The sequence below is a fragment of the Pseudocitrobacter corydidari genome (genome assembly GCF_021172065.1).
Lineage (GTDB): Bacteria > Pseudomonadota > Gammaproteobacteria > Enterobacterales > Enterobacteriaceae > Pseudocitrobacter > Pseudocitrobacter corydidari.
This window is the reverse complement of sequence record NZ_CP087880.1, coordinates 2,039,946-2,056,804: the sequence shown is the minus strand read 5'-3', so window position 1 is coordinate 2,056,804 and position 16,859 is coordinate 2,039,946. Positions and strand designations below refer to the sequence as shown.

Sequence of the window (16,859 nt, the reverse complement as noted above, 5' to 3'; positions counted from 1 at the left end):
TGAGAATTTTTAGGCACGGCAATGTTACATCGCGGCAAAAATAAAGGCGACTTATAGTCGCCTTATTTACCTTTGTTACTGACTTGTAAAGATTATTTACACGCGTCAGCCAAACCGTCGAGATAACGCTCTGCATCCAGCGCCGCCATACAGCCGGTGCCCGCAGAGGTGATAGCCTGACGGTAGATGTGGTCCATGACATCGCCGGCGGCGAAAACGCCAGGGATGCTGGTTTGAGTAGCGTTACCGTGAATACCGGACTGCACTTTGATGTAGCCGTTTTCCAGCTCAAGCTGACCTTCAAAGATAGCCGTATTCGGGCTGTGGCCGATGGCGACAAACAGACCCGCAACGTCCAGCGTTTCAATATTGTCGCTGTTTTGCGTATCGCGCAGGCGCAGACCGCTCACGCCCATCTGATCGCCCGTCACTTCTTCGAGCGTACGGTGGGTGTGAAGCACGATGTTGCCGCTTTCCACTTTATCCATCAGACGCTTGATCAGAATTTTTTCCGCGCGGAAGCTGTCGCGACGGTGAATCAGGTGCACTTCAGCAGCGATGTTAGAGAGGTACAGTGCTTCTTCAACCGCGGTGTTGCCGCCGCCGATGACCGCGACTTTCTGGTTGCGGTAGAAGAAACCGTCGCAGGTCGCGCAGGCGGAAACGCCGCGGCCTTTGAACGCATCTTCAGAAGGCAGACCCAGATAGCGAGCAGATGCACCCGTGGCAATGATTAACGCATCGCAGGTGTATTCGCCGCTGTCGCCAATCAGGCGGAACGGACGATTTTGTAAATCCACACTGGTGATGTGATCGAACAGAATTTCGGTTTCGAATTTCGTCGCATGCTCGTGCATACGTTCCATCAGCAGCGGCCCGGTCAGGTCGTTTGGATCGCCAGGCCAGTTTTCCACTTCTGTGGTGGTGGTCAGCTGACCGCCTTTTTCCATGCCGGTAATCAATACCGGGTGCAGGTTTGCGCGTGCGGCGTAGACCGCTGCGGTGTATCCCGCAGGTCCTGAACCAAGGATAAGCAGCTTACTGTGTTTGGCCGTGCCCATGAGATCCCCATAATTGTTGGCAGACATTGGGCAGGATTGTAGGGAATTTGTTGACGTAAAAAAAGGGCAGAGCGATTTTGTTAACGATATGTGCAATAGCAAGAACCGATGAATTGATGATTTTTGCTACACGGAATATAACTATTCCTACTGTGAGTCGCCCAATTATAAGACGATTTGCTATCAATTTTGCCCCACTGATAATGAATATCCGGCATGTTGTACTAAAAAACGATGTTTTGCTTTGACAATCCCCTGTGCTTTTGCGAAAACATTCAAGGAAGAAGAAAAGCAGTGTTGGCAGTGTTACGAATTTTAATGCACTGAAACACCATTTTTACCCGGCTCGCTGAAATCTACGTATGGTGTGGACAGACATCATACGTGATATCAGCGGTGCTTTGTGGCACCGGGCTTCTCATACACGTACCCCTGGGTTATGCGCCGTCAATGAATAGATTGCGCATGGACAACGGGTTCAGGCTCTGAACAGTGAAGTGCACAGGGTCAAGACAGGAGTAGGGAAGGAATACAGAGAGACAATAATAATGGTAGATAGTAAAAAGCGCCCCGGCAAAGATCTCGACCGCATCGATCGTAATATTCTGAACGAATTGCAAAAAGATGGGCGTATTTCCAACGTCGAGCTTTCAAAACGAGTAGGGCTTTCTCCGACGCCGTGCCTTGAGCGTGTGCGCCGACTGGAACGTCAGGGCTTCATTCAGGGCTATACTGCACTGTTGAACCCGCATTATCTGGACGCTTCACTGCTGGTCTTTGTTGAGATTACTCTGAATCGCGGTGCGCCGGATGTGTTTGAACAATTTAACGCCGCTGTACAAAAACTTGAAGAAATTCAAGAGTGTCATCTGGTTTCCGGTGATTTCGACTACCTGTTGAAAACCCGCGTACCGGATATGTCGGCATACCGTAAACTCCTGGGCGAAACCCTGCTGCGCCTGCCTGGCGTGAACGACACCCGTACCTATGTTGTTATGGAAGAAGTTAAGCAGAGTAATCGTCTGGTAATTAAGACTCGCTAATACGGAACAGGTGCAAAATCAGCTCAGTTTGATTACACTCCTGTTAATCCATACAGCAACAGTGCCGGGGAGACCCGGCGCTGTTGTCCGTTTTAGCATTTGGCACCTGGAGAGCCTTTCTTGAGCCAGGAATATACAGAAGACAAAGAAGTCAAACTGACAAAACTGAGCAGTGGACGCCGACTCCTTGAGGCGTTACTCCTCTTATGTTCCCTTTTTGCCATCTGGTTGATGGCGGCACTACTGAGCTTCAATCCTTCCGATCCCAGTTGGTCGCAAACAGCCTGGCATGAACCCATCCATAACCTGTGCGGCGCATCCGGCGCATGGCTTGCTGATACGCTGTTCTTTATCTTCGGCGTAATGGCTTACACCATTCCGGTGATAATCGTCGGCGGCTGCTGGTTTGCCTGGCGACACCGCGCCAACGATGAATACATCGATTACTTTGCGGTCTCGTTACGCCTGATTGGCGTGCTGGCGATGATCCTCACCGCTTGTGGTTTGGCCGCGATAAACGCCGATGATATCTGGTACTTTGCCTCCGGCGGCGTGATTGGCAGCCTGCTCAGCACCGCGCTGCAACCGATGCTGCACAGCAGCGGCGGCACCATCGCCCTGTTATGTATCTGGGCGGCGGGTTTAACGCTGTTCACCGGCTGGTCCTGGGTCAGCATTGCCGAGAAAATCGGTAGCTGGATCCTCAATATTCTCACCTTCGCCAGTAATCGTACGCGCCGGGATGACACCTGGGTGGACGAAGAAGAGTACGAAGATGACGAAGAGTACGAAGACGATGTCCCTGTCGCGAAGCGTGAGTCTCGTCGGGCGCGTATTCTTCGTGGCGCACTGGCGCGCCGTCAGCGTATCGCTGAAAAATTCTCAAACCCGATGGGGCGCAAGACCGATGCCGCGCTTTTCTCGGGTAAACGCATGGACGACCCGGAAGAGGCTGTTCAGTACAGCGCCCGTGGCGTACAGGCCGATCCTGATGACGTGTTGTTCTCTGGCTCTACCGCGTTGCGACCGGATGCCGATGATGTGCTGTTCTCTGGCTCCAGCGCGGTGCGCAGCGAAAGCGATGAATACGATCCGCTGCTGAACGGGCATTCCGTCACTGAACCGATTGCCGCCGCTGCCGCCGCGACAACGGCGACGCAGGCCTGGGCGGCGCCAGCTGACCCTGTGACGACAGCGCCGAGCGCGCTGGATGGCGCAGCACAGCCTGGCGTCGAGTGGCAGACCGTCTCTGCCGCAAATCCGGTGGAACCGTCAATTGCGCCAGCGCCAGAAGGCTGGCCACCTGCGCAACCCCAGCAGTACCAGGATGACCCGCTGTTGCAGGGCTATCAACAACCTCAGCCGTATGTGCAGGAACCGGTTTATCAGCAACCGCAGCCGTATCAGGCGTATGAGCCTGAACCGGTGTACGAACAGCCGCAGCAATATGTGCCAGAGCCGGTCTATCAACAGCCGCAGCCGTACGCGCAAGAGCCTGTTTACGAACAGCCGCAACAGCCTCAGCCGTATACGCCGGAGCCAGTTTATCAGCAGCCGCAGGTTGAGCCTGTCGCGCCTGAACCGGTTGTAGAAGAAGAGCCGAAACCGCATCAGCGTCCGCCGCTTTACTATTTCGAAGAAGTGGAAGAAAAACGTGCGCGTGAGCGTGAGCAACTGGCCGCCTGGTATCAACCGATTCCAGAGCCTCTGGCACCGGTTGAACAGCACATTGCGCCAGCAGTTACGCCAGCGATAGACCCGACGCCTGCCGTCGCGCCTGTTGCTGCCAGCGTGCGTGAGGCCTCCTCCTCCGTTGCCGCAGTCGCCGCCACGGCAGCCGCTGCCGCACCGCTCTTTAGCCCGGTTGATGGCCCGCGTCCGCAGGTGAAAGAGGGCATAGGCCCGAAATTGCCGCGTCCTAACCGCGTACGTGTGCCAACTCGCCGCGAACTGGCCTCTTTTGGTATTAAACTGCCGTCACAGCGCATGGCGGAAGAGCGTGCCCGTGGTATGGAACGGGATCATCACGATAACGATATCGACAATCTGACCGATGATGAAGCCGATGCGCTGCAACAGGATGCGTTAGCGCGTCAGTTTGCGGCCACGCAGCAGCAGCGTTACGGCAGCGATGCCAATATCGACAACGCTGAAGACGACGCAGATGATGCCGCCGAAGCGGAGCTGGCACGCCAGTTTGCCGCCAGCCAGCAGTCGCGTTATGCCAGTGAACAGCCGGAAGGCGCGCATCCGTTCTCGCTGGATGACTTTGATTTCTCGCCAACCAAAGCGCTGGTTGATGACACCCCGAAAGCGCCGCTGTTTACGCCAAGCGTAGCGCCAGAGCCGCAGGTCCAGCAACCTCAGGCACAGCAGCATTATCAGCAGCCGCCGGTGCAACAGCCGCCGCAGCATCAGCAGGCCTACCAGCCGCAGACGCAGCAGCCTCAGGCACAACAGCCGCATTATCAGCAGCCACCTGCGCATCAGCCGATGCAGCATCAGCAGGCTTACCAGCCTCAGGTGCAGCAACCACAGCAGCAGGGCTATCAACCTCAGGTTCAGCAGCCGCAACAACCGGCTCCGCAGCCTAAAGAGAGCCTGATCCACCCGCTGTTGATGCGTAACGGTGACGATCGTCCGGCGCTTAAGCCGACTACGCCGCTGCCGTCATTAGATTTGCTGACCCCGCCGCCAACGGAAGTTGAGCCGGTGGATACCTTCGCGCTGGAACAAATGGCGCGTCTGGTTGAAGCGCGTCTGGCTGATTTCCGTATCAAAGCGGATGTGGTGAATTACTCTCCAGGCCCGGTCATCACTCGCTTCGAGCTGAACCTGGCCCCTGGCGTAAAAGCGGCGCGTATCTCTAACCTGTCGCGCGACCTGGCCCGTTCGCTCTCGACCGTCGCGGTACGCGTAGTGGAAGTGATCCCCGGTAAGCCGTACGTCGGCCTGGAACTGCCAAACAAAAAACGTCAGACCGTGTATCTGCGCGAAGTGCTCGACTGTGCACGTTTCCGCGATAACCCGTCGCCGCTTTCCGTGGTGCTGGGTAAAGACATCGCCGGTGAACCGGTGGTGGCGGATCTGGCGAAAATGCCGCACCTGCTGGTTGCCGGTACCACCGGTTCCGGTAAGTCTGTCGGCGTGAACGCCATGATCCTCAGCATGCTTTACAAAGCGCAGCCTGAAGATGTGCGTTTCATCATGATCGACCCGAAAATGCTGGAGCTTTCCGTTTATGAAGGTATTCCGCATCTGTTAACGGAAGTGGTCACCGACATGAAAGACGCGGCCAACGCCCTGCGCTGGAGCGTTAACGAGATGGAACGTCGCTACAAGCTGATGTCGGCGTTGGGCGTGCGAAACCTGGCGGGCTACAACGAGAAAATCGCCGAAGCGAAACGCATGGGCCGTCCGATTCCTGACCCATACTGGAAGCCGGGCGACAGCATGGATGCCACGCATCCGGTGCTGGAAAAACTGCCGTATATCGTGGTGCTGGTGGATGAATTTGCTGACCTGATGATGACGGTCGGTAAAAAAGTGGAAGAGCTGATCGCGCGTCTGGCGCAGAAAGCGCGTGCCGCCGGTATCCACCTGGTGCTGGCGACCCAGCGTCCGTCCGTTGACGTTATCACCGGCCTGATTAAAGCGAACATTCCGACGCGTATTGCGTTTACCGTGTCGAGTAAAATCGACTCCCGCACCATCCTTGACCAGGGCGGCGCGGAATCGCTGCTGGGGATGGGTGACATGCTCTACTCCGGCCCGAACTCCAGCACGCCGGTGCGTGTTCATGGCGCGTTCGTGCGCGATGAAGAAGTTCACGCCGTGGTACAGGACTGGAAAGCGCGCGGTCGTCCGCAGTATATCGACGGCATCACCTCTGACAGTGAAAGCGAAGGTGGCGGTGGCGGTATAGACGGCGGCGAAGAGCTGGATCCGTTATTCGATCAGGCGGTCAACTTTGTGACGCAAAAACGTAAAGCCTCGATTTCTGGTGTACAGCGTCAGTTCCGCATCGGTTATAACCGTGCGGCGCGTATCATCGAACAGATGGAAGCGCAGGGTATCGTGAGCGAGCAGGGGCACAACGGCAACCGCGAAGTGCTTGCGCCACCGCCGTTCGAGTGATCGTAAAACCAGGTAAATAAGTCAAAATTCAGTATTTTCTTCTGTCGCCTCGCTGAGCTTAAGCCTAAAGTGAGCGACAGAAGCCTCCCCGTCGGGAGCATGATGCTATTAAGGATTAACGATGAAAAAGGCAGCAATCACGTGTGCATTACTTTCCAGCTTTGTTGTCAGTAGCGTCTGGGCAGATGCCGCCAGCGACCTGAAAAGCCGTCTGGATAAAGTGAGCAGTTTCCACGCGAGCTTCACGCAGAAAGTGACTGACGGTAGCGGCAACGCGGTGCAGGACGGTCAGGGCGATCTGTGGGTGAAACGCCCGAATCTGTTTAACTGGCACATGACTCAGCCGGATGAAAGCATTCTGGTATCTGATGGTAAAACCCTGTGGTTCTACAATCCGTTTGTGGAACAGGCCACCGCCACGCGTCTGAGCGATGCGACCGGCAATACGCCGTTTATGCTGATTGCGCGTAACCAGTCCAGCGACTGGGCGCAGTACAACATTAAACAGAGCGGCGATGACTTCATGCTGACGCCGAAAGGCAGCAACGGCAACCTGAAGCAGTTCACCATTAACGTTGGCCGCGATGGCACCATCCATCAGTTCAGCGCCATTGAACAGGACGACCAGCGCAGCAGCTATCAGCTGAAATCGCAGCAAAACGGCGCGGTGGACGCGTCTAAGTTTACCTTTACGCCGCCAGCCGGGGTGACGGTGGACGATCAACGTAAGTAGAGGTAAGTCGTGAGCAATATGTCGCTCGACTTTTCAGATAATACCTTTCAACCTCTGGCCGCCCGTATGCGGCCAGAAAATTTAGCGCAGTACATCGGCCAGCAGCATCTGCTGGCGGCCGGGAAACCGCTGCCGCGCGCTATCGAAGCCGGGCATTTGCACTCGATGATCCTGTGGGGGCCGCCGGGCACCGGTAAAACGACCCTCGCGGAAGTCATTGCCCGTTACGCCAGCGCTGATGTCGAACGCATCTCTGCGGTGACGTCCGGCGTGAAAGAGATCCGCGAAGCCATTGAACGCGCCCGGCAGAATCGTAATGCCGGACGTCGCACCATTCTGTTTGTCGATGAAGTCCACCGTTTCAATAAAAGCCAGCAGGATGCCTTTCTGCCGCACATTGAAGACGGCACCATTACTTTTATCGGTGCGACAACCGAAAACCCTTCGTTTGAACTGAATTCGGCGCTGCTCTCCCGAGCGCGCGTCTATTTGCTGAAATCCCTCACCACTGAGGATATTGAGCAGGTTCTGGCTCAGGCGATGGAAGACAAAACGCGCGGCTACGGCGGCCAGGATATTGTGTTGCCGGATGAGACCCGCCGGGCGATTGCTGAGCTGGTGAACGGCGATGCGCGTCGCGCTCTGAATACGCTGGAAATGATGGCCGATATGGCCGAAGTGGATGATTCCGGCAAGCGCACGCTGAAACCTGAACTGTTAACGGAAATCGCCGGCGAGCGCAGCGCGCGCTTTGATAACAAAGGCGACCGTTTCTACGATTTGATTTCCGCGCTGCATAAATCGGTACGCGGCAGCGCACCGGATGCGGCGCTTTACTGGTATGCACGTATCATCTCCGCCGGTGGCGACCCGCTGTACGTCGCGCGTCGTTGCCTGGCGATTGCCTCCGAAGATGTGGGCAACGCAGACCCGCGCGCGATGCAGGTTGCCATCTCCGCATGGGATTGCTTTACCCGCGTCGGCCCGGCGGAAGGCGAACGCGCAATTGCCCAGGCAATCGTGTATCTCGCCTGTGCGCCAAAAAGTAATGCCGTTTATACCGCTTTTAAAGCGGCAATGGCCGATGCGCGTGAGCGCCCGGACTATGACGTGCCGGTTCACCTGCGCAACGCGCCGACCAAACTGATGAAAGAGATGGGCTACGGGCAGGAGTATCGCTACGCCCATGATGAGCCAAATGCCTATGCTGCCGGTGAAGAGTACTTCCCGCAGGAAATGGCACAAACGCGCTATTATCGTCCAACTAACCGTGGCCTTGAAGGCAAGATTGGCGAAAAGCTCGCCTGGCTCGCTGAACAGGATCAAAATAGCCGCACAAAACGCTACCGCTAGCGCAGGCGTTGCGGTAATGTTGGCAATGTATCTTTGCAACCGCAGGCTGCGGTTGCATTCCCTTTTTTTAATTCGATAAGCACAGGATAAGCATGCTCGATCCCAATCTGCTGCGTACCGAGCCAGACGCAGTCGCAGAAAAACTGGCACGCCGGGGCTTTAAGCTGGATGTAGATAAACTTCGCGCTCTTGAAGAGCGTCGTAAAGTGCTGCAGGTAGAAACTGAAAATCTGCAGGCAGAGCGCAACTCGCGATCGAAATCCATTGGCCAGGCGAAAGCGCGCGGGGAAGATATCGAGCCATTACGCCTGGAAGTGAACAAACTCGGTGAGCAGCTTGATGCTGCGAAATCTGAGCTGGACGTGCTGCTGGCGGAAATCCGCGATATCGCGCTGACTATCCCGAACATTCCGCACGACGATGTACCGGTCGGTAAAGACGAAAACGACAACGTTGAAGTCAGCCGCTGGGGTACGCCGCGTGAGTTTGATTTCGAAGTCCGCGACCACGTGACGCTTGGCGAAATGCACAGCGGCCTCGATTTCGCGGCGGCAGTGAAACTGACCGGTTCGCGCTTTGTGGTGATGAAAGGCCAGATCGCGCGCATGCACCGTGCACTGTCTCAGTTCATGCTGGATCTGCACACTGAACAGCACGGTTACAGCGAAAACTATGTGCCGTATCTGGTTAACCAGGACACGCTGTACGGTACGGGTCAGCTGCCGAAATTCGCCGGTGACCTGTTCCATACGCGTCCGCTGGAAGAAGAAGCCGACAGCAGCAACTATGCGTTGATCCCAACGGCTGAAGTGCCGCTGACCAACCTGGTGCGCGATGAAATCATCGACGAAGACGACCTGCCGATCAAAATGACCGCGCATACACCGTGCTTCCGTTCTGAAGCCGGTTCTTACGGTCGTGATACCCGTGGTCTGATCCGTATGCACCAGTTCGACAAAGTTGAGATGGTGCAGGTTGTTCGCCCGGAAGACTCCATGGCGGCGCTGGAAGAGATGACCGGCCATGCAGAGAAAGTGCTGCAACTGCTGGGTCTGCCGTACCGCAAAATCATTCTGTGCACAGGGGATATGGGCTTCGGTGCCTGCAAAACCTATGACCTGGAAGTGTGGGTTCCGGCGCAGAACACCTACCGCGAGATCTCTTCCTGCTCTAACGTCTGGGATTTCCAGGCGCGTCGTATGCAGGCTCGTTGCCGTAGCAAATCTGATAAGAAAACCCGTCTGGTGCACACCCTGAACGGCTCCGGCCTGGCAGTAGGTCGTACGCTGGTGGCGGTGCTGGAAAACTACCAGCAGGCCGATGGTCGTATTGAGGTGCCAGAAGTTCTGCGCCCGTACATGAACGGCCTCGAATATATCGGTTGATTCACCTTTCTTATGTAAAAAGCGCCTGCGGGCGCTTTTTTTATGCCCATCATTGATACTGAGCAATACCTTAACCATTCAAAAGAGAAATACTCCCTTCGAAGTAACCCGCAGCATATAAAACTAAAAAATAAAAATCTCGCTATATATATGACTATATAGCGGTATTGTTTTCAATGTGAGCAACGAAGTGAGTATCCATGAAAATTAAGACCCCCGATGCCATTCTGGCAGCCGAGGTCAGCCGTCGCGGTTTGATGAAAACCTCGGCAATTGGCGGCCTGGCGATGGCCAGCAGTGCCTTCACGCTCCCGTTTAGCCGTATGGTAAGCGCCGCTGATGCGTTAGCCCCGGCAACTGCCGCTGAGCGTCTCACCTGGAGCGCGTGTACCGTAAACTGTGGCAGCCGTTGCCCGCTACGCATGCACGTTGTCGATGGTGAAATCAAATACGTCGAAACCGACAATACCGGTGATGATAACTACGACGGCTTACACCAGGTTCGCGCCTGCCTGCGCGGGCGTTCTATGCGCCGCCGCGTCTACAACCCGGATCGCCTGAAATACCCGATGAAACGCGTTGGCAAACGCGGCGAAGGAAAATTTGAGCGCATCAGCTGGGAGGAGGCGTTCGATACCATCGCCACCAACATGCAGCGCCTGATCAAAGAGTACGGTAACGAATCTATCTATCTCAACTACGGCACCGGTACGCTGGGCGGCACCATGACACGCTCCTGGCCGCCGGGAAATACCCTGGTTGCCCGCCTGATGAACTGCTGTGGCGGTTACCTGAACCATTACGGTGACTACTCGTCCGCGCAGATTGCGGAAGGTCTGAACTACACCTACGGCGGTTGGGCCGACGGCAACAGTCCGTCCGATATTGAAAACAGCCAGCTGGTCGTGTTGTTTGGTAATAACCCTGGCGAAACGCGTATGAGCGGCGGCGGGGTAACGTACTATCTTGAGCAGGCGCGTCAGAAATCGAATGCGCGCATGATCATCATCGATCCGCGTTATACCGATACCGGCGCCGGGCGTGAAGATGAATGGATCCCCATTCGTCCAGGCACTGACGGGGCGTTGGTTTCTGCACTGGCGTGGGTGATGATCAGCGAAAACCTGGTCGATCAGCCGTTCCTCGATAAATACTGCGTCGGTTACGACGAGAAAACGCTGCCAGCGGGCGCGCCAGCCAATGGGCACTATAAAGCCTATATTCTGGGCCAGGGCAACGACGGCGTGGCGAAAACGCCGGAGTGGGCGTCTTCTATTACCGGTATTCCGGCGGATCGCATTGTGAAGCTGGCGCGTGAAATTGCGACCGCTAAACCGGCGTTTATCTCTCAGGGCTGGGGCCCGCAGCGTCATGCTAACGGTGAAATCGCCACCCGCGCGATCTCCATGCTCTCCATCCTGACCGGTAATGTCGGTATTCACGGTGGCAACAGCGGTGCGCGCGAAGGGTCTTACTCTTTACCATTCGTCCGTATGCCGACCCTGGAAAACCCGATTCAGACCAGCATCTCCATGTTTATGTGGACTGACGCAATTGAACGTGGCCCGGAAATGACGGCGCTGCGCGACGGTGTGCGTGGGAAAGATAAACTCGATGTGCCGATCAAAATGATCTGGAACTATGCGGGTAACTGCATTATCAACCAGCACTCGGAAATCAACCGTACCCACGAGATCCTACAGGATGATAAGAAATGCGAGCTGATTGTGGTGATCGACTGCCATATGACCTCGTCCGCGAAATACGCCGATATCATCCTGCCGGACTGCACCGCGTCTGAACAGATGGACTTCGCGCTGGATGCCTCCTGCGGCAACATGTCGTACGTCATCTTTGCTGACCAGGCGATTAAACCGCGCTTCGAGTGCAAAACCATCTACGACATGACCACAGAGCTTGCCAAACGGATGGGCGTGGAGCAGCAGTTTACCGAAGGCCGTAGCCAGGAAGAGTGGATGCGCCATCTGTATGAACAGTCGCGCAAAGCCATTCCTGAACTGCCGGACTTCGACACCTTCCGCAAGCAGGGGATTTTCAAACAGCGCGATCCGCAAGGACATCACGTTGCCTATAAAGCCTTCCGTGAGGATCCGCAGGCCAACCCGCTGACCACGCCGTCGGGCAAAATCGAAATTTACTCTCAGGAACTGGCGAAAATCGCCGCAACCTGGGAACTGGCAGAAGGCGATGTTATCGATCCGCTGCCAATCTACACCCCGGGATTTGAAAACTATAACGATCCGCTGGCGGAGAAATTCCCGTTGCAGCTGACCGGTTTCCACTATAAATCCCGCGTTCACTCTACCTATGGCAACGTTGAAGTGCTGAAAGCGGCCTGCCGTCAGGAGATGTGGATCAACCCGCTGGATGCGAAGAAACGCGGTATCGCCAACGGCGACCGGGTACGCATCTTTAACGACCGTGGCGAAGTGCACATCGAGGCGAAAGTCACGCCGCGTATGATGCCGGGTGTTGTCGCACTGGGCGAAGGGGCATGGTATGACCCGGATGCTAAAGGTGTGGATCAGGCGGGCTGTATCAACGTTCTGACGACACAGCGTCCATCGCCGCTGGCGAAGGGCAACCCGTCACACACAAATCTCGTTCAGGTTGAAAGGGTGTAAGGAGTAATCGATGACAACCCAATATGGTTTTTATATTGATTCGAGTCGTTGCACCGGCTGCAAAACCTGCGAGCTGGCGTGTAAAGACTACAAAGATTTAGGCCCGGACGTCAGCTTCCGCCGTATCTACGAATACGCGGGTGGCGACTGGCAGGAAGACAACGGCGTCTGGCATCAGAACGTCTTTGCTTACTATCTCTCTATTTCGTGCAACCACTGCGAAGATCCGGCCTGTACCAAGGTTTGCCCGAGCGGCGCGATGCACAAACGCGAAGATGGTTTTGTGGTCGTCGATGAAGATGTTTGCATCGGCTGCCGCTACTGCCATATGGCCTGCCCGTACGGCGCGCCGCAATATAATGCGGCGAAAGGGCACATGACGAAATGCGATGGCTGCCACGACCGCGTGGCAGACGGTAAAAAGCCAATCTGTGTGGAATCCTGCCCGCTGCGCGCGCTCGATTTCGGCCCGATTGACGAGCTGCGTAAAAAACACGGTAATCTTGCCGCCGTTGCGCCGCTGCCGTCTGCGCACTTCACCAAACCGAGCATCGTCATTAAGCCGAATGCCAATAGTCGCCCAACCGGCGATACCACTGGCTACTTAGCCAATCCGAAGGAGGTGTGAGATGGGTAGTGGATGGCATGAATGGCCGCTGATGATCTTCACGGTCTTTGGTCAATGCGTGGTGGGCGCGTTTATCGTGCTGGCACTGGCGCTGCTGAAGGGTGATTTACGTCCTAACGCGCAACAACGTGTGGTGACCGGGATGTTTGCGCTGTGGGTGCTGATGGGCATTGCGTTCATTGCCTCAACGCTTCACCTGGGCTCGCCGTTTCGCGCGTTCAACTCGCTTAACCGCGTGGGCTCCTCGGCGCTGAGCAACGAAATTGCCAGTGGCGCAATCTTCTTTGCGGTTGGCGGCCTTGGCTGGCTGCTGGCGATGATGAAAAAACTGTCACCCGCGCTGCGTGGGCTGTGGCTGATTATCACCGCCGTGCTGGGCGTGGTATTCGTCTGGATGATGGCGCGTGTGTACAACAGCATTGATACCGTGCCGACCTGGTACAGTGTCTGGACGCCGATGAGCTTCTTCCTGACGCTGTTCATTGGCGGCCCGCTGCTGGGCTACCTGCTGCTGCGTGCGGCCGATGTCACCGGTTGGGCGATGCGTCTGCTGCCTGCCGTTAGCATCATCGCGCTGGTGGTGAGCGTGGTGGTTGCGCTGATGCAGGGCGCTGAACTGGCGACGATTCACAGCTCTATTCAGCAGGCGTCCGCGCTGGTGCCGGATTACGGCTCGTTGATGGCCTGGCGCGTGGTGCTGATCGCCCTGGCGCTGGTGTGCTGGGTTGCGCCGCAGCTGAGAGGATATCAACCGGCGCTGCCGCTGCTGAGCATCGCGGTGGTGCTGGTCATTGCGGGCGAGCTGATTGGCCGTGGCGTTTTCTACGGCCTGCACATGACCGTCGGCATGGCGATTGCCAGCTAAGTTATTGTGGGTATAAAAAAGCCAGGGCTTGCGTCCTGGCTTTTTAATGCTTTTTTATCATGAAATTTTTCGACCAATCGTTCCGACATGTTCCGGTAATAAACGAATAAAAACAATGAAATGATTGGTGGCGTGAATTTATTTCCGCTTCGCTGGATAAGAAACATCAATCGTCGCCCCATATTCCCCGCAGCCCCCGTCAGACGGGCGATTGACTTTAATAATGGCCGTGGCATGATGCGCTCGAAATCTGATCATCCTCACGGTTTTTACCCATGAACACCTATACTCGCCCGGTGCAGCTGTTGCTCTGTGGCTTACTTTTGTTGACCCTGGCGATCGCGGTATTAAATACGCTCGTCCCGCTTTGGCTCGCCCACGAAAACTTGCCTACCTGGCAGGTTGGGATGGTCGGTTCCTCCTATTTCACCGGTAACCTGGTGGGGACGCTGCTGACCGGGCGCTTAATTAAGCGTATGGGATTTAACCGTAGCTACTATATTGCCTCGGCGATTTTTGCCGTGGGCTGCGTAGGCTTAGGGATCATGGTCGGGTTCTGGAGCTGGATGTTCTGGCGCTTTGTCGCGGGCGTGGGCTGCGCGATGATTTGGGTGGTTGTGGAAAGCGCACTGATGTGCAGTGGCACCTCGCGTAACCGTGGACGTCTGCTGGCGGCCTACATGATGGTGTACTACGTCGGTACCGTGCTGGGGCAAATCATGGTCAGCAAACTGCCAACCGATCTATTGACCGTGTTACCGGTGATGACGGGCCTGGTACTGGCCGCCATTTTGCCTATGCTGTTCGCGCGTATCAACAATCAGCAGGATGAAACGCATGTTTCAACCCGCGTGTGGTCGATGTTCACGCTGCGCCAGGCGCGCCTTGGCGTAAACGGCTGCATTATCTCCGGGATTGTGCTGGGCTCGCTTTATGGCCTGATGCCGCTCTATCTGAACCACCAGGGCGTGAGCGATTCCGGTATCGGTTTCTGGATGGCGGTGATGGTTAGCGCGGGCATCGTGGGGCAGTGGCCGATTGGCCGCCTGGCGGATCGCTATGGCCGTCTGTTAGTCCTGCGTGTACAGGTTTTCGTGGTGATCCTTGGTTGCCTCGCGATGTTGAGCAACGCGGCAATGGCGCCAGCACTCTTTGTCCTCGGTGCTTCCGGATTTACGTTATACCCGGTGGCAATGGCCTGGGCCTGCGAAAAAGTGGAACATCATCAACTGGTTTCGATGAACCAGGCGCTGCTGCTGAGCTACACCATCGGTAGCCTGCTCGGCCCAACATTGACGGCAATGCTGATGCAGAGTTATTCCGATAACCTGCTGTTTGTGATGATCGCCTGCGTGTCGTTTGTTTATCTGCTGATGCTGCTGCGCAAAGCCGGGCATCACCCGACGCCGGTGGCGCATGCCTGAGAATTCAGCCCGTTAACCTCTGCGTTATCGGGCTGTTTAACAAAGTCGAGAAACGCCCGTAGCCCGCAGGACATATAGTGCCGATTCGGGTAGTAAAGCTGAAAGCCCGGTCGCGCGGGCAGCCACTCTTCCAGCACTGATTCCAGCCTTCCGCTGTGCAGATGCTCATTCACCTGCTCACACAGCAGGTAGCCCACTCCCGCCCCCATGAGTACCGCGTCCAGTTCGGCATCCATATCGTTGACAATAATATTGCCCGTAACGGCAATTTCCAGCCCATCGGAGAACTGCCAGTGACAGGGGCGACCGCCGGGATAACGAAAGACCACACATTGATGCGTGAGCAACGCTTTGGGATGCTCAGGTTTTCCGTGCTTTGCAAAGTATTCCGGCGTTGCAACAACACATAGCTTCACCGCAGGCCCAATCGGCACAGCGATCATATCTTTTTCAACGATACTGCTCAGGCGAATACCTGCGTCAAAACCTTGCTTAACGATATCTACCAGCGTGTCATCCGCTGTAACTTCAATCTTAATATCAGGGTATTGGCGGGTAAACTGAACTAACAGCGGCATCAGGAAAATACGTGCAGCCAGCCTTGCGGCGTTGATTTTCAGCGTGCCGATGGGCGCGACGCGAAAGTTGTTGACCTCGTCCAGCATGATCTGAATTTCATCGAATGCGGGACGCAATCGGTCATAGAGATTTTGGCCTGCTTCGGTTAATGACACGCTACGGGTCGTGTGATTGAATAAGCGAATTTTAAGGCGCTGTTCAAGCTGCTTAATACTATGACTGATTGCGGACGGTGAAAGCCCCAGATGATCACCGGCTGCGCGAAAGCTCTGGTGGCGAGCAACGGCAATGAAAGTAGCGAAATCGGTCATATTCATACGCATTGGTGAAAATCCTTCATTAACTCATCCTGAATCCTCACGTTTACAGGATTATGCCTCATGCATAAAGTGCGTATCCGAACAGGAGAATGAGGTAACAATATGAAAACAGAGAATATTTATTTGGTTTGGGCCCATCCGCGTCGCGATTCATTGACTGCACATATTGTTGATGAGATACGTCGCCAGTCTACGTCCCGACAGATGAAGGTGACGGAGCTTGATCTTTATCGTCGCAACGTTAACCCGGTGATGATGCAGGAAGATGAGCCTGACTGGCAGGATTCCACAAAACGCTATACCCCGGATGTACATTCGTTGTTTGCTGAAATGCAGGGCCATGACACGCTGGTGGTGGTATTTCCCGTTTGGTGGTACAGCTTCCCGGCAATACTCAAAGGCTATCTCGACAGAGTCTGGAATAACGGTCTGGCCTATGGCGACGGCCATAAACTTCCCGTCACTAAAATCCGCTGGGTCGCGCTGGTGGGGGGAGAGGGTAAATCTTTCATTGAGATGGGGTGGGAAAAAAATATGACCGATTATCTGGTTAATATGTGCAGTTACCTGGGTATTGAGGACGCGGAAGTCACTTTTCTGTTCGATACTCTATCTGCCAAGCCGGAACATTTTCCGTTGCTGTTTAGTCAGGTACAGGAAATGGTAAACGCACTGTAAATTGCCAG

General features: G+C 55.4%; 12 protein-coding genes. 10 read left to right on the top strand and 2 right to left on the bottom strand.

Annotated features, from left to right (window positions below):
• Nucleotides 1–92 precede the first annotated feature (92 nt).
• Complete coding sequence (gene trxB, locus G163CM_RS09550) at nt 93–1,061, bottom strand: thioredoxin-disulfide reductase (protein ID WP_041686280.1); 969 nt, start codon at nt 1,059–1,061, stop codon at nt 93–95.
• Nucleotides 1,062–1,609: 548 nt separating this feature from the next.
• On the opposite strand from trxB, the gene lrp reads away from it, so the two are divergent.
• The 9 genes from lrp to G163CM_RS09505 all read left to right on the top strand — a co-directional run bounded on the left by lrp (nt 1,610) and on the right by G163CM_RS09505 (nt 15,274).
• Nucleotides 1,610–2,104 (top strand): leucine-responsive transcriptional regulator Lrp, encoded by a 495-nt coding sequence (gene lrp, locus G163CM_RS09545; protein ID WP_000228469.1) that lies wholly within the window; start codon nt 1,610–1,612, stop codon nt 2,102–2,104.
• Between the two features lie 120 nt (nt 2,105–2,224).
• Nucleotides 2,225–6,241, top strand: a complete 4,017-nt coding sequence (gene ftsK / locus G163CM_RS09540; RefSeq protein ID WP_231827844.1) for a DNA translocase FtsK — start codon at nt 2,225–2,227, stop codon at nt 6,239–6,241.
• Nucleotides 6,242–6,362: 121 nt separating this feature from the next.
• Nucleotides 6,363–6,974: an outer membrane lipoprotein periplasmic chaperone LolA gene (lolA, locus tag G163CM_RS09535; protein WP_015965114.1), complete on the top strand. Its 612-nt coding sequence runs from the start codon at nt 6,363–6,365 to the stop codon at nt 6,972–6,974.
• A 9-nt stretch (nt 6,975–6,983) separates the two neighbouring features.
• Entirely contained in the window at nt 6,984–8,327 is a 1,344-nt protein-coding gene (rarA, locus tag G163CM_RS09530; protein WP_231827843.1) for a replication-associated recombination protein RarA, read from the top strand.
• Between the two features lie 92 nt (nt 8,328–8,419).
• The gene (serS, locus tag G163CM_RS09525) at nt 8,420–9,712 is read left to right on the top strand and encodes a serine--tRNA ligase (protein ID WP_015965112.1); all 1,293 of its coding nucleotides are present in this window, start codon (nt 8,420–8,422) and stop codon (nt 9,710–9,712) included.
• Between the two features lie 200 nt (nt 9,713–9,912).
• A complete protein-coding gene (gene dmsA / locus G163CM_RS09520; RefSeq protein WP_231827842.1) occupies nt 9,913–12,357 on the top strand; it encodes a dimethylsulfoxide reductase subunit A in 2,445 nt (814 codons plus the stop codon).
• A gap of 10 nt (nt 12,358–12,367) precedes the next feature.
• Nucleotides 12,368–12,985: a dimethylsulfoxide reductase iron-sulfur subunit DmsB gene (gene dmsB / locus G163CM_RS09515; RefSeq protein ID WP_015965110.1), complete on the top strand. Its 618-nt coding sequence runs from the start codon at nt 12,368–12,370 to the stop codon at nt 12,983–12,985.
• A 1-nt stretch (nt 12,986) separates the two neighbouring features.
• Nucleotides 12,987–13,850 (top strand): dimethyl sulfoxide reductase anchor subunit family protein, encoded by an 864-nt coding sequence (locus tag G163CM_RS09510; protein ID WP_231827841.1) that lies wholly within the window; start codon nt 12,987–12,989, stop codon nt 13,848–13,850.
• A 275-nt stretch (nt 13,851–14,125) separates the two neighbouring features.
• Nucleotides 14,126–15,274 carry an MFS transporter gene (locus tag G163CM_RS09505; RefSeq protein ID WP_231827840.1) on the top strand — a complete coding sequence of 383 codons (1,149 nt, stop codon included), beginning with the start codon at nt 14,126–14,128 and terminating at the stop codon, nt 15,272–15,274.
• Here the strand turns inward: G163CM_RS09505 and G163CM_RS09500 are convergent.
• Nucleotides 15,247–16,176, bottom strand: coding sequence for a LysR family transcriptional regulator (locus G163CM_RS09500; protein ID WP_231827839.1), 930 nt, complete (start codon nt 16,174–16,176; stop codon nt 15,247–15,249). The genes G163CM_RS09505 and G163CM_RS09500 overlap by 28 nt on opposite strands.
• 99 nt (nt 16,177–16,275) lie before the next feature.
• Between G163CM_RS09500 and G163CM_RS09495 the strand changes: the two genes are divergently transcribed.
• On the top strand, nt 16,276–16,851 hold the full coding sequence (locus tag G163CM_RS09495; RefSeq protein WP_231827838.1) for an NAD(P)H oxidoreductase: 576 nt from the start codon (nt 16,276–16,278) through the stop codon (nt 16,849–16,851).
• Nucleotides 16,852–16,859: the final 8 nt, after the last annotated feature.

Bases quoted from the DNA above. Each gene is read 5' to 3' on its own strand.
- G163CM_RS09510 (WP_231827841.1), top strand. From the start codon at position 12,987: ATGGGTAGTGGATGGCATGAATGGCCGCTGATGATCTTCACGGTCTTT.
- serS (WP_015965112.1), top strand. From the start codon at position 8,420: ATGCTCGATCCCAATCTGCTGCGTACCGAGCCAGACGCAGTCGCAGAA.
- lolA (WP_015965114.1), top strand. From the start codon at position 6,363: ATGAAAAAGGCAGCAATCACGTGTGCATTACTTTCCAGCTTTGTTGTC.
- G163CM_RS09500 (WP_231827839.1), bottom strand. From the start codon at position 16,176: ATGCGTATGAATATGACCGATTTCGCTACTTTCATTGCCGTTGCTCGC.
- dmsA (WP_231827842.1), top strand. From the start codon at position 9,913: ATGAAAATTAAGACCCCCGATGCCATTCTGGCAGCCGAGGTCAGCCGT.
- dmsB (WP_015965110.1), top strand. From the start codon at position 12,368: ATGACAACCCAATATGGTTTTTATATTGATTCGAGTCGTTGCACCGGC.
- trxB (WP_041686280.1), bottom strand. From the start codon at position 1,061: ATGGGCACGGCCAAACACAGTAAGCTGCTTATCCTTGGTTCAGGACCT.
- lrp (WP_000228469.1), top strand. From the start codon at position 1,610: ATGGTAGATAGTAAAAAGCGCCCCGGCAAAGATCTCGACCGCATCGAT.
- G163CM_RS09495 (WP_231827838.1), top strand. From the start codon at position 16,276: ATGAAAACAGAGAATATTTATTTGGTTTGGGCCCATCCGCGTCGCGAT.
- G163CM_RS09505 (WP_231827840.1), top strand. From the start codon at position 14,126: ATGAACACCTATACTCGCCCGGTGCAGCTGTTGCTCTGTGGCTTACTT.